The organism is Evansella clarkii, assembly GCF_002019695.1.
Taxonomy (GTDB): domain Bacteria; phylum Bacillota; class Bacilli; order Bacillales; family Salisediminibacteriaceae; genus Evansella; species Evansella clarkii.
Window position 1 is genome coordinate 4,323,346 of record NZ_KV917376.1, and the last position, 14,108, is coordinate 4,337,453.

The 14,108-nt window shown below is 41.0% G+C and carries 12 protein-coding genes; 4 read left to right on the forward strand and 8 right to left on the reverse strand.

All coding sequences use genetic code 11. The features are described from left to right. The first annotated feature begins 243 nt into the window (after positions 1-243). Positions 244-1,656, forward strand: coding sequence for an NADP-dependent phosphogluconate dehydrogenase (gndA, locus tag BK582_RS20365; RefSeq protein WP_078596789.1), 1,413 nt, complete (start codon positions 244-246; stop codon positions 1,654-1,656). 278 nt (positions 1,657-1,934) lie between these two features. Here gndA and BK582_RS20370 read toward each other — a convergent pair whose 3' ends face one another. The 3 genes from BK582_RS20370 to BK582_RS20380 form a co-directional block, all read right to left on the reverse strand. After that, positions 1,935-2,558, reverse strand: a complete 624-nt coding sequence (locus tag BK582_RS20370) for a cyclase family protein (protein ID WP_078596790.1) — start codon at positions 2,556-2,558, stop codon at positions 1,935-1,937. An 84-nt stretch (positions 2,559-2,642) separates the two neighbouring features. Continuing rightward, positions 2,643-4,136, reverse strand: coding sequence for a glucose-6-phosphate dehydrogenase (gene zwf, locus BK582_RS20375; RefSeq protein ID WP_078596791.1), 1,494 nt, complete (start codon positions 4,134-4,136; stop codon positions 2,643-2,645). Positions 4,137-4,320: 184 nt separating this feature from the next. Further along, entirely contained in the window at positions 4,321-5,133 is an 813-nt protein-coding gene (locus BK582_RS20380) for a UTP--glucose-1-phosphate uridylyltransferase (RefSeq protein ID WP_078598183.1), read from the reverse strand. Between the two features lie 294 nt (positions 5,134-5,427). Between BK582_RS20380 and BK582_RS20385 the strand changes: the two genes are divergently transcribed. Continuing rightward, the gene (locus BK582_RS20385) at positions 5,428-6,384 is read left to right on the forward strand and encodes an NAD-dependent epimerase/dehydratase family protein (protein WP_078596792.1); all 957 of its coding nucleotides are present in this window, start codon (positions 5,428-5,430) and stop codon (positions 6,382-6,384) included. Positions 6,385-6,749: 365 nt separating this feature from the next. Here the strand turns inward: BK582_RS20385 and BK582_RS20390 are convergent, their stop codons facing one another. The 5 genes from BK582_RS20390 to BK582_RS20410 form a co-directional block, all read right to left on the reverse strand. Next, the gene (locus BK582_RS20390; RefSeq protein ID WP_078596793.1) at positions 6,750-8,363 is read right to left on the reverse strand and encodes a glycosyltransferase family 4 protein; all 1,614 of its coding nucleotides are present in this window, start codon (positions 8,361-8,363) and stop codon (positions 6,750-6,752) included. Then, the gene (locus BK582_RS20395; protein ID WP_078596794.1) at positions 8,360-9,460 is read right to left on the reverse strand and encodes a CotS family spore coat protein; all 1,101 of its coding nucleotides are present in this window, start codon (positions 9,458-9,460) and stop codon (positions 8,360-8,362) included. Before BK582_RS20395 ends, BK582_RS20390 begins: the two co-directional genes overlap by 4 nt. A gap of 187 nt (positions 9,461-9,647) precedes the next feature. Further along, complete coding sequence (locus BK582_RS20400; protein WP_078596795.1) at positions 9,648-10,055, reverse strand: hypothetical protein; 408 nt, start codon at positions 10,053-10,055, stop codon at positions 9,648-9,650. 301 nt (positions 10,056-10,356) lie between these two features. Then, positions 10,357-11,637 (reverse strand): tetratricopeptide repeat protein, encoded by a 1,281-nt coding sequence (locus BK582_RS20405; RefSeq protein ID WP_078596796.1) that lies wholly within the window; start codon positions 11,635-11,637, stop codon positions 10,357-10,359. Positions 11,638-11,856: 219 nt separating this feature from the next. After that, positions 11,857-12,855, reverse strand: a complete 999-nt coding sequence (locus BK582_RS20410) for a hypothetical protein (protein ID WP_078596797.1) — start codon at positions 12,853-12,855, stop codon at positions 11,857-11,859. Positions 12,856-13,038: 183 nt separating this feature from the next. On the opposite strand from BK582_RS20410, the gene BK582_RS28150 reads away from it, so the two are divergent. Together BK582_RS28150 and BK582_RS27905 are read left to right on the forward strand one after the other, a co-directional pair. Continuing rightward, entirely contained in the window at positions 13,039-13,485 is a 447-nt protein-coding gene (locus tag BK582_RS28150; RefSeq protein ID WP_276328219.1) for a molybdopterin-dependent oxidoreductase, read from the forward strand. Between the two features lie 50 nt (positions 13,486-13,535). After that, positions 13,536-14,105 (forward strand): molybdopterin-dependent oxidoreductase, encoded by a 570-nt coding sequence (locus BK582_RS27905; RefSeq protein ID WP_276328220.1) that lies wholly within the window; start codon positions 13,536-13,538, stop codon positions 14,103-14,105. The last annotated feature ends 3 nt before the right edge of the window (positions 14,106-14,108 follow it).

The following is a 14,108-nucleotide window of genomic DNA, read 5'->3' on the forward strand; positions in this document are numbered from 1 at the left end:
TTATTGTTTAATATTTCATTTGGATTATGTATAAAGATTAGTGTGGTTTTATGCTTCCGGAAAATAACACCTCAGGGGGAGCACTGCCAGTTATTCGGAAAGTGGAATAAAACATAAAATTTTATATTCTATAACAAACTATGGATACAGCGGTATGCATTAAACTTGTGGTTACTGCATGTTATATGTTAAATCTAATGAGGAACAAAAAGATTCTCAACTCAGAAGGGAAGTTAAACAGCTATGGCAGAAAACAACATCGGAGTATTAGGAACAGGAGTAATGGGAAAAAGTATTGCCCTTAATTTTGCAAATAATGGATATAGCGTATCCATCTATGATATAGCAGCAGAGCGTGTCAAAGAGATCGTGGATACAAACAGCGATAAGCCGCTGACAGGTACATACAGCATCGAAGAATTTGTTCGGTCCCTGGAAAGTCCGAAGAAAATCCTCCTCATGGTTCAGGCAGGAGAAGTCACGGATAAAGCTATTGAGACACTCCTCCCCCACCTTTCAGAAAAAGATATTATCATCGACGGCGGGAATACGTATTTTGAAGACACAGTGAGAAGAAATCAATACCTTGCTGAAAAAGGGATACATTTTATTGGAACCGGCGTTTCCGGCGGTGAGGAAGGGGCATTGAAAGGACCTTCGATTATGCCAGGAGGCCAGAAAGAGGCTTATGACCTCGTCGCTCCAATGCTGAAAGATATATCTGCAAAAGTTAACGGAGACCCATGCTGTACGTATATAGGCCCTGACGGAGCCGGACATTATGTGAAAATGGTGCATAACGGGATAGAATACGGCGATATGCAGCTGATCTGTGAAGCATACTTTCTATTGGAACAGGTTCTGGGCTATGGAGCAGAGGAGCTCCATAAAACTTTTGCAGAATGGAATAAGGGTGAGCTGGATAGTTATCTGATTGAAATCACTGCTGATATCTTCACTAAGACTGACAGCGATACAGGAAAACCGCTGGTTGATGTTATTCTTGATACTGCCGGACAGAAGGGCACAGGAAAATGGACAAGTAAGAACGCCCTTGACCATGGGGTCCCGCTTCCTATCATCACCGAATCTGTTTTTGCCCGGTTCCTCTCAGCTATAAAGGATGAGCGGGTAAAAGCGAGCGGAATTTTAAAGGGACCTGAACAGGCATCTGGTATAGGTGAAAATAAAGAAGAATGGACGGAAGCGATCCGTAAAGCACTTTATATGAGCAAGCTCTGTTCATACGCACAAGGATTTGCCCAGTTAAAAGCAGCTTCTGAGGAGTATGGCTGGAACCTGCCTTTAGGAGACATCGCAATGATATTCCGGGGAGGATGCATTATCCGGGCAGCTTTCCTGCAAAATATAAAAGATGCCTATGACAGAGATCCAGAGCTTGCAAATCTACTGATAGACCCATATTTCCAGAGAATAACTGCTGAATATCAAACTGCATTAAGGGAAGTCGTGTCACTTGGAGTAAAACACGGGATTCCTCTTCCTGCTTTCTCTGCGGCAATTGCCTATTATGACAGTTACAGAACAGAACGTCTTCCTGCCAACCTTCTGCAGGCACAGCGGGATTATTTCGGGGCACACACGTATCAGAGAACAGACAAGGAAGGAATTTTCCATACAGAGTGGCTTGATTAAAGAAAAGCGTAAGAGCCTAGGTCACGAGCGACACTCTTTACCTGCGACAAGCAAACGAAGTGTCCTAGATCACTCTTTACCTGGACCGAGTAACCGCAGGCCCAAGCACTGCCTCTTCCTCTTCCAGTAGCGCTACGAGGCGTATACGTCGACACAACTCGAAGCATACTCGTGATGTAAACGCTCGTCGCTGGAGCTAGACAACTATCGTGGGATGTTATACTTTCTTATCTGTTAAAAAACGGGCGGGGATATTTGTCCCCGCCCGTTTTTCTTATTTAATTAGTTTCGATGCCTTCCAGAAGTACCACTCTCGCCGGTGAAGCATCTGTTTCAGACAGTTTTAAAGGGGATGCTGCCATGAAATAACTCCCTGGCTCCACATCTTTCAGACGCAGGCCTTCCATAACAATGATGCCATTGCCGAATAACGTTTTATGAGTTGGATGATCCGGCTGGCTCCTTTCCACACCGAGAGCATCAATCCCTACTCCATCAATTCCCTTTTCGGCTAAAAGTTTCGCGCCATCCTCTGCCAGGTAGATGAACTCAAAATTAAATTCTTCTTCGAAAGAATTCTTCGTTTTAAATAGAATAAAGTCATTTTTTTCAATATCCAGATCTTTAAGATCTTCCGCTGTTATACGGTCTTCGGAAGCTGTCAGATCAAATACCTTGCACTTTCTGTACAGCTTTTCCAGCGGAATAGTTTCAAAAGTATCTCCGTCGTTAACCATATGAAGCGGAGAGTCAATATGAGTTCCTGTATGAAGGTCAAGATCAATTCTTGATTCGGTAACATGTTTGTTTGTTACGGTAGTTATTTTCGGTTGTTTCTCTTCCTTATTTTTATAAACAGGCATCCCTTCGTATATTGGTGCGCTAATATCAATAATTTTCATAATCAATTCCCCTTTCAAAAATAACGCTGTTTAATAGCCTTCCCTGATTTCCTTACGCTGTAACAAGTACTTTTCTGAGACAGACTAATTATCTTCTTCATTTAATGGCCACCAGTGGAAGCCGTCTTTTTTCAGCAGCTCGTCCGATTCTTCGGGTCCCATTGTCCCTGACGAGTAGTTTGGAAGTTCTTCTTTACTGTTTTCCCAGTACTCAGAAATAGTATCAATAAACGCCCAGGAAAGATCCACTTCATCCCAATGTGTAAAATTAGTGGCATCACCAAGCATACAGTCATGCAGCAGCCTCTCATATGCTTCTGGTGTATTTACAGTATTCACGCTGTTGTTGCTGAAATGAAGGTGGACAGGAGCAGTACCCCCTGACGGATCATTTTTCTTGCTGTTCAAAAGTAAGGTGATTCCTTCGTCTGGCTGAATATGAATGACAAGTAAATTCGGATGGGTATCTGAGTTTTTCGTCTCATATAAATTCAGTGGCAGTTCTTTAAACTGAATAACTATCTTCGTTGATTTAACCGCCATCCGCTTTCCTGTCCGGATATAGAAAGGTACTCCGGCCCAGCGGTGGTTGTCTATCATCAATTTCCCTGCCACGAATGTTTCTGTCTGAGACTCAGGATTTATATTGTTTTCACTTCTGTAGCCAGAAACTTCTTCCCCGTTTATTTCTCCAGGACCATATTGCCCTCTTACAAAGTAGTCCTCTACTTCCTCCGAAGATACTTTTCGCATCGCTCTCAGCACTTTTATTTTTTCACTTCTTATCTCCTCTGTGGTCAGCCTGATTGGAGGGTCCATTGCCAGAAGAGACACCATTTGCAGCATATGGTTCTGCACCATATCCCTTAACGCTCCGGAAGTATCATAATATCCTCCCCGGTCCTCGACTCCGAGGCTCTCACTGGAGGTTATCTGAATATTGGATATATAGCGGTTGTTCCACAGCGGCTCAAACATTGCGTTAGCAAATCTGATTACTTCAATATTCTGTACCATTTCTTTACCAAGATAATGGTCTATACGATAAATTTGGTCCTCAGTAAACGCCTCGCGAATCTGCTCGTTCAGTTCCTTTGCTGAAGGAAGGTTGTGGCCAAACGGTTTTTCAATTACAAGCCGGCTCCAGCCTTCCGTTTCCGTTAGTCCTCTTGATTTTAAACTGGAAGCAATTGTCCCGAAAAACTGGGGTGCCATAGCCATATAAAAAATCCTGTTGCCAGGGATGGAGTATTTTTCTTCCAGGTCACCAATGAGACTATTCAGTTCGTTAAATGATTCTTCACTTGAAACATCGAATGGCAGATAATGAAAATGGCTGCAAAACCCTTCAAGCTCACCAGCATCAGGATCTACTTCATTTTTCACCGCCTCACAAACATTTGAGCGGAGGATTTCATTTGTCCAAGGACGTCTGGCAACTCCAACTACTGCAAAATTATCTGAGAGAAGCCCCTTTTTAAACAAATTATAAATCGACGGAAAAAGCTTTCGTTTTGCTAAGTCCCCTGTAACTCCGAAGATGACGATCGTTGTTTTTGGTTTATTTATTGTCTCCATTATGTATGCCTCGCTTTTCTTTGTTGTTTGTTAGGAGTTGATTTAACTGTCAGGTATTCACTATATTAATATTGTGATTTAATATCAAGCAGACTGCTTATACGCACACATCAAAAGTATTCCTCTTAATTCTACAGTCATTCAGCTAAAACTTAAAAAGACAGCATATCACCTTATGCTGTCTTTACTTTCCACTCTCCATTATCGTCTGAATCAGCTTTAAATAATCAGCTTCTGATCCTATATCATACCTGTTCCTGCTTATTTCTATCCCGTAGCATTTTTCTTCCTTCAGAAGGCTTTTCACTGCATCCGTCAGCTGCAGTTCTCCGCCTGCACCCTTCGTTGTTTTTTCAAGATGATCAAACAACGAAGGCGTAAATATATATCTTCCACTTACAGCAAGGTTGGAAGGCGGCGACTTCTTTGGTTTCTCCACTATATCAATTAACCGGTATTTCCCTTCCGAAAGTTTTTCTTCTTTTATGACTCCGTAGTTTTTCAGGAGATCTTTTTTAACTTTCTTCAGGCCAATAACAGATAAACCTGTCTCTTTATGAAGAGCTGAAAGCTGAGCCAGCGCCGGTGGTTCGTCTCCGATAAAAATATCATCAGGCAGCAGTACAGCGAAAGGTTCATTTCCGGCAAATCTCCGGCCTAATTTAACAGCTGCCCCAAGACCTTCAGCAAATGGCTGCCTTATATACTGCAGATGTATATCCGGGATATCTATTTTACCAATAAGATGCTGTTTGTTCACTTTTTCCAGAAAAGCTTCATATTCCAGGGAGCGGTCAAAATAATCCATGATTAATGATTTATTACGTGATAATACAATCAGAATTTCCTCTATTCCTGAAGCAATCGCTTCTTCTACCACATATTGGATCGCTGGCTTTCCTGCCACGGGAAACATTTCTTTAGGTACTGCTTTCGTAATGGGAAGGCTCCGGGTACCATAACCTGCGGCAGGAATTATCGCTTTCTTTATACTCACCAATAACAGAACTCCCTTCTTTGCCGCGTTATTGAATAGTTCCTTAATTATATTTATTCCTTTGTCATCAGCTTGCTACAAATCCGCCCAATCTATGTTAAAAATCCACATTCATTGATAAACTATCACGCTCTTTCCCTGAAAAAATATAATATTACAGCTTCATTTAATTAAAAGCCAGTAAGATTCAGGAAGGAGCAGTACGATGGAAAACAGCAGGAAAACATTTATTTTCAGACAGAATTACTTCAACTCTTTCTCCATTTCAGTTTCACGCTCTGGAGCTGGACTGACGTGAAAAATATTATAGTAACCGGTGCAGCAGGTTTTATAGGCAGTCACTTATGCCGATATTTACTGCAGGATAAAAATAATAAAGTTACAGGTATCGATTGTTTCACTAATCATGGAAAGGATCGTTACAGCCAACTTAATACGCTGGATCTGAATAACAGCCTCAGGTTTCAGTTAGCAGAGGAGGATTTAACTGCAATTAACTGGAAAAAACACCTGGCTGATGATTGTATCGTCTATCACCTTGCCGGAATGCCTGGTGTTCGGTCCAGCTGGGGAAGTAACTTTTCAAATTATGTGACGAATAATATATCTGTGACACAGCGTCTGCTGGAAGCCTGCAGCAATGTCTCCGTGGACAAATTTATCTTTGCTTCCACTTCGTCTGTTTACGGGGAAAAAACCGGGAAAGTATCTGAGCAGGAAACCACCATGCCTCTTTCTCCATATGGTGTAACAAAGCTTACAGGTGAACATCTTTGCAAGGTGTATGAGTATAACGAAAACATCCCTTTAACAATTCTCAGATATTTTACGGTATACGGTCCTGGACAGCGACCTGATATGGCTTTTCATAATTTCATAAAAGCTATTCTGAAGGGCGATACCATAACAGTCTATGGAGATGGAACGCAAACCCGGGATTTTACCTATATTGATGATTGTGTAAAGGGGACAGCAGCTGTTATGTCCGCAGCAAAAACTAAAGGAGAAATCTTTAATATCGGGGGAAAAGAAAGGGCTTCAGTAAATGAAGTGATCGCTATTCTCGAAGAATTGACAGGAAAAAAAGCTAATGTTAAGTATACAGAAAAACAAAAAGGAGAACCCCTTCATACATGGGCGGATATAAGCAAAGCTGAGGAAACTCTCAATTATAAGCCCGGGACAACACTAAGAGAAGGATTAAAAAAGCAGGCCGAATATATTAAAACATTATATAAATACAACAGCTGAACCTGTATAGTTTGAATTATGTATATGGCTGTTGAAGGTTACGGAACGAGGATCCACAACTTTTCATAAAGTCCCGTTTTTTTGAATTAACGGAATGAGGATCCGTTGTATCTATTTTTTTATAACTTGGTACATGAGCCATCTTTGTGAAGCAGAATTTCCCTGGCGGCTACTCCAGCTAATGTTCCCTCTCCGTTAACAAATCGAATTTGCATTAACATAAAAATACAATATTACTACTAAATTTGTTGAAAGCATCATACAAAACTATATAACAAATAACACAATGACAGAAGAGTAGTGTCATTGTGTTATTTGCATCAACGGAACCGAACTGCCTAACTACCTCCTCTTCTCTTCTATAGTTATCGCACCCATTTAAAATGCGGGTAATACGGATTTTTAGGGAAGGTTTTACCAAGCCTGTTTAAGACGTGGTCTTTACCTCTTTTCACAGGTTTTACAATTTCTTCATTTATTTTTGTGCTGTCCACTTCTGCTCCTTCTGCAGGTTGACCAGCAGGTACTTGATCTTTTTCTTCTTTGGGTGATTTGTCTGCTTCTTCTGCTGTTTGAACCACAGGGACTGGATCTTTTTCTTCCGTTGGCATTTTGTCTGTTTCTTCATCTGCAGTGTCGTTTATATTTATAATTTCTTCAGTGACTAATTCTTGTTTTTCTTCAAATTGAACTGCAGGTTCCAATTCTTTTTCTTCATACTCCACTTTGACGGTTTCTTCACTCGCTGAATCATTAAAAGTTATAATTTCTTCAGTAATGATTAATTCTTGTTTTTCACCATATTGAGCAGTTATTGGGATATTGTTGTTAATTTTAACTTCAATTTCATCCCAGACTCCTGAAATATCGCTTACAACTCTGTTCCAGTTGTAGTTCTTTTCAGCCAGCATTCTCCCGTACTCTCCCATTTTTCTTCGCCGTGAACTGTCGGAAAGGAGGTGTGAAAGATGCCGGGCAAACTCCTCCGGATCTTCAGCATTATTTACAATTAGCCCGTTTTTCCCTTCTTCCATAACCTCGGTATTACCACCGCGGTTTGTCGTGATGATCGGCAGCCCAGCGGCCATCGCTTCATAATGAACACGGGCGAGAGGTTCCTGCCATCTGGAAGTGCAAACAAATACATCTGCTGCAGCAAACCATCGATGAATTTCTGCAGGTGAAATAAATCCAGTAGTAATAACAGGTATCGGGCTTCTTGCTGCTATCGCCCTTAAATATGCTATATAATCTGTAAGCCCTTCCTGGCTGAACCACTTGCTTCCTACTATTACAAGTACTGCATCCGGATGCTCCTTTTGCAGAAGACGCATTGCCCGAACAAGAACATCCGGCCCCTTGTTTGGTGACAGTCTGCCAGCAAAGAGGACTATCTTTTTAAAGGTCAAATCATGTTCTTCACGTACCTGTCTGCTAAGCTTTTTCCCTTTCGCCGTGTAAGCCGGTACAAACCTATCCAAATCTACACCTGAGTAAATTGTCTGAAGTTTTGCCTCAGCCTGTGGATAGAGCTCCTTTATCGTATGGCCGATATAATCACTTATGGTAATTATTTTATCCAGTTCCTCAATCGCACGATTAGCTGTTTCAGAATCGATCTTCTCACGCTTAAACATATCATTATGCATACTGAGAATAAGCCTTGCATCAGGTGCTGCTTCTCTTACAGCTGGTACAAGCCTTGGGCGGTTGAAAATATGAATGAGATCAAAGCGGTTATTTTTTACGTACTCCTTCACCCCGTCACGGTATATCTCAAGTAGTTTGCCAGGTACCCTTACATAATTTATCCCGTCTATCATTTCTTCATCGGGAAGAGACGGGTCGTTGACGCCTAATATAGTTACTGAGTGCTTTTCTTTCAGAACCGGAACTACTCCGGCAATATAAGTCTGAATCGCCCCTCCAAGAACCGGAGGAACAGGAAGTTTTTCCGTGCAGATAATTAGTACTTTCACCGCCTTTTCCCTCCTTTCCATTCCTTCCGAAGCTCTGCGATAACCGCCCATTTTGTTTCTTCAAGCTGAAGTACTCTCTCCACCTCTGCTTTGACTTCTGCATCAAGAAAGGCTTCCGGTTCATACACCATTTCTTTAACATGTTTATAAAACAAATTAGGATGCGACATATCAATTAACAGTACTTCAAAAAGTTCATCTTCAATAGGATTCACTTCATCATAGGCTTCCAGCATACCCATCACCCACTCAAGGTCCCAGTATCCAAGATTGTACATGTACTCATCAATTAATTTCCTCATATCACGGACAGGAAGATCAAATGCCACTCCATCAAGGTCAATAATCCACATCCCATCGCTGCTTTGCTGTCCGTTAGACGAACCGTAATCCTGATGGGCCAGCCCCCATGCTTTATCTCCTCTGTCCGCCAGCTTCCTGTATGGTGAACTCAGTAATTTTTCATGTGCATTAACAGCCTGTATTTCAAAAATAGGCAGCGACTCCTGAATAACCTGGCTTGCAGGCATTTCTCCATACAGCTCTGTTATTTCTCTGAACCAGTTCATTTTTGTAATAATCTTCGCGTACTTTTTTGGCCACCGTTTTAATCTAGAGGATTTTACACACCTTTCTGGCGGCACAAAACCTTTCGAACGTTCATGGAAATCGGCAATTGCACCGGATAACAGCTTCGCACCGTTAAGGTCGTCACTAACCTGCCATAGCGGATCAATCCATTCGGCAACAAACCAAAGCTTTTCACCTTTATTAACAAAGCTTTCACCTTGCTTTGTCTTAATTACCTCTGGAACTTTCGCTCCTTTTTTTACTAAATACTCCTGTGCTGCTATACTGAAGAGGCTTCTTACAGGAGGCCTGTGGAGTATCTTCAGGCTTTTTGGTCCATCGTCTGTTTCAAGCTTCCAGATTAGTCCCCCGAACTCATTCTTTAATGCCATCACAGTCCTGGTTGTTGTGGTAAAATTATAGTGGCATAGTACTTCATCTGCCATATTTTCTATATAGAGAGGCACATACCATTCACCTAATGCTCCATCTATGTTCCAAGGAGTTATCTGTTGTTCTTCGCTCATCTCTTCCCCTCCCGGCTTTAATCTAATAATTACTATATGTCCACCACTATTGCTTGGGTGGTCACATATCCCGGGAAGAAAAAATTATACCTTTCTGCCTAATGCTGATTGCCGTTTTTATTAAATAACCCCTGAATCTGCTTTATAAAATAAAAACTCCTCCCTGTGAAGGAAGGAGCTGGTTATCCTAAAAAAAGAGTAACTGGAACCAGATACCGTTTTCAATCCACCCTTTAAACAAGCTCCGGAGAATACTGACGACCTCCCCGGGAGCAGATATCCAGGAGAATTTATTAGTTATTGGATTTGCCGGGATCTTATTCTGAGATTTGCTGACTACAATGATCTTTTCACAAACCAGTTCGCTAAACTCTTTTAATTTACCCAGAACGAACAGCTTATCAGAGGCATATGTCATTTCATAGAAGACGGGGCCACCAGAAGCAGTGTTCACAACCAGGAAGCAAGTTACTGCAGCGTCTTCCTGCAAAAGATAAAAGCCGTGTTCCCCTGTAACAGTTTCCACTTGAGACGGAAGCGCCAGCCCAGTGTACAAAATAACGACTAACAGCACTACCACAAGCTTCTTCTTCATGATATGATCTCCTCTCTTTTCTCATCCAGTATTCTGGATGGACAATCCTCTTTTCTCAAAGATTATGTAATGTATTCTCTTTAAAAATAAAGAAACCTTCCTGGAGCAGGAAGGTTAAGCAACGCTTCTTTTTTTGCTTATTAAGTGAATAAATATCAGCTTTTGCTTGCTTTTATACAAGCAGGCAATCACATTATCCCGCCAGTATCTCCTTTTTTTGCCTCTTCAACCATTCCGCCCGGGTCAAATTGCACAGGTAGTGACAAAAGCACAAGAGCAAATAATAACAGTACAGCTTTTTTCATCTTATGCCCCCCCCTTTTTCTGCAAGCTTACGGTATGCTTCCAATGCTGCTCTGGAGTAGTAGAAAGCATCCTTATACTTATATCTATTACCTAAATATTCGGAATATTCTTCCGATAATAATTTTACATCGGACCATCGTTCACTTTCCCTGTAATAAGTAATGAGCCGCTCCATTATTTCTTCATACTTCGTCCAGTTTTCTCGCGTATAGTGAATCTTTGCCTCAATTGCCATTAACATAGAAAAGTGTTCTTCAGATTTAGCATATTCCCTTGCCGCTCTGACCACTTCTCCGGCTCTTGTTATCTGGCCTGCAGAAATAAGTACTTCTGCCAGCACACCATAAGTAATGATAATTGATTCACAGTTATCCGCTAATTTCTTATCTACACTCAGGATTAAATACTTAATACTTTTCTCCTTGTCATGTTTTGAATCATAGACAAGTCCAAGGTTATGATAAACCTTTCCTTCGAGTTCATCATTCCCGTATACTTTAACAAGATCAAGTGCTTTATGCAGATATGCCTCCGACTCACTATATTCTCTTTTGTCCCAGTGAATAACTCCTAAGAGGAGATAGATGTATATTATATGAAGCCACTTGTGCTCATTTATGAAAATCTCCAGTGCCTTTTTTCCGTATTCTGCCGCCTTGCCCCTGTCATATGTCTCGTATAATGCGAGAGCCATATTATAATATAATCTTGCAGTACTGTTTTTACTGCTGGCTTTTTCTAATGCTGTTTTAAAGTTTTCCAGGCTTTTCTCATAAAAACCAGCTACATAAAACCAGGCACCGGTAACATAGTAAAACAAATATTTAAGACATGCTGGCACCATTTTCCCTTCATCAGTTAAATATTGTACTTTTTCTATTACCCCCTTCGCCCGGTGGTAATCTTTAATTTTTATATAAAACAATGATTCGAGAAGGAGGAAATGTATTTCCTGATGAAGAGAATTAATATACGTAAATTCTTTTGTAATCGTCTGAATAAAACTCTCAGCTTCTTTATATTCATAATTGTCCAGACAATATTGCAGTTTGATTAAATAGTGCTCAAGAACAGGGCTCGACGACTCCCATTGAAGCAAGTAATTTGCAGGCACATCCAGTTTATCAGCCAGGCTTACTAAGATATCGTTCAATGCTCTGTATCTGCCAGCTTCAATATTGCTGTAATGGCCACGGGACACGACTCCGGCTGCAACACCTTCCTGGGAAAAACCTCTTTTCCTCCTTAAATATGCCAGCCTTCTGCCGATATACATTCTTCTCACCCCTCCTAAAATAGAAGCATTATAAAAGAATAAACGTTTTCTTAAATTTAACTGCTTTGATTCAATTTTTCGACAAAAGGATGTCCTCCCCCTTCAAAAAAATTATTTATAGGTCTATTTACCGATCTTTAACATGGGAATTGAAGTCTTATCAATGTCTAAGTTACTATGTCTTACTGGTTCCTTATAATTCTTCACCATTTCAAACTTTCATGCGAACCGAAAATAAATAAGCAAAAAAGTACATAGAACAAATAAAAAATTTAAGAATACAAAGACCATCTGATCAATAATAGTTTTATGAATACTGATTGGCGGTTTATAGAATGAAACACCTTCAATAATAAATGTCGCCAGTATTATATGGATCATAAAATGGCCGATGATTTCCACAAAACCAAATAATGTGGTAGTCATCATAAATATCCCTGTCAAAACGAAGGCAAGCAGCCGGTTTAATATCCCTACAACAAGCAAATATCCTACTACAAATTCAATAAAAGCACTGAGACTTACAAAAGTTTCAGCGGCAAAGCCAAAAGTTGGAACACCATGCGAAATAATTATATCTTCAGCCATGCCTGGGTAAACCCACTTTTCTACCGCCACCCAGCATAAAGAGAGCCCAGTCGCAAGATACAGCAGGGGAAATCCCCATTTTTCATATTTCGTACCTGCCATTAACAGCACAAAAATAACCGCCAGATAAAAGGCATAATCAAGCATATGAAAAATGCCATATTGAAAAACTTTATTTAGAAAAAGACAGAGGATGAGCACGGCTCCGGTTCTTACTGCATAACGGTGCGGGACAAATATTGCGGCAATAGCAGCCCAGGTCAGTATGGGAACAAGCACTGTTTCATACGCCAGTTCAGGAGCAAATAAACCTCCTGTCAGCACCTGAATAACTAAAGCGGCAGCAGCTCCATACCTTAAAATCGGAAAAGTATACGGCCGCATTTCCTCCAGCTTCCTATCCAGCTTTCTCACAGGCTCCACATTCATAAACTTTGGGAGCACCTGGGGAAGAACTGATAAAATCGCTGCTGTAAACAAAGCAGTAAAAATAAAAAATGGACTAATAATCTCTTCGATAGGTTCCTTAGCAGGTTCTGCCTCTGTAAACCACTTCACATGTCCGCTCACTACCGCAGGAGTTAACAGGAGAGACGCTGCTGTCGTAAAAGAAACGATAAGTCTTTTCATATAAACCTCCAGGAATTTAAGGCTTTCTCGCTTATTTTGCACAGTGAGAAAGAAACTATGTTTTGCGTAGCCTGTGTTCACAATAACATTACAGTAAGGAGAGGGATCCCGAAAATCAGCACTCACGTCTATACAGTTTCCAGCAAGAAAAAAACTTGAACGATTAACAAAGGAGGCAAGGTGATGGACAGACCAGTGAACAGGCCTTATTTAACAACGAGGAGCCTGACCCCGGAAAACCAGGAATCTCCAGTACATTTTCTCTATGAGTACACAACAAGGGAGAAATATCTCTTCAGAAGAAACCACTTTTCTTATCCTTCTTATATGAAAATACCCGGCAGTGCACAGATCAGCGGTGACGTTCTTCAGCCACTCATTTTTACTTTTAAAGATCTGCTCCAGATGCCTCTGAAAGAGATAAACTTCACTCTTGAATGTGCAGGTAACGGACGTTCTTTTTTTGAGCCTGGTGTTTTTGGCGAGCAATGGAAAAACGGAGCAGTAAGTCATGGGAGATGGAGAGGAGTTCCATTGCGTATTTTACTGGAGTACACAGGCCTCAAAGACAGTGCGCAAGAGATTGTGTTTACTGGGGCTGATTTCGGTAAAAAAAGCGGCGAAAATTAAAGCTATTTAAACGAAGTCTCCCCTTAAAAAAGGCTCTGCATGAAGATACTATGATCGCCTGTATATATGAAGGAAATCCTGTCCCTTATAAAAATGGAGGGCCCCTACGGCTCATTGTGCCACAGTGGTACGGCATGGCGTCCGTTAAGTGGCTGACAAATATAAATGTGATCAATCGCCAGTTTCACGGCCCTTTCCAAACAGAAGATTATGTTTATTACCCTGCAAATGAAGCTGAGATTTCCCCTTTTCCGGTTACAACCATTAATATAAAATCAATCATTCAGAAACCTCAGGATTATGCCATCCTTTCACTTGGGCCTCATTATATACAGGGGCTGGCGTGGTCCGGTAAAGGGAATATTGAGAGTGTACAGGTAAGTACAGATAAAGGGAAAACATGGTCAGAGGCTGACCTTGGCAGAACCAGCAATATATACGCCTGGGTTCCTTGGAGGTATTTATGGGACACAGCAGAACCTGGTGAATATACGATTTATTCAAGAGCAAAAGATTCTGAGGGAAGGCAGCAGCCTATGACCCCTTTTTGGAACAAGAAAGGATATGGGTACAATGCTGCGGCAAAACATCACATTAAGATAGAGAATAAGAAAGCATAAACA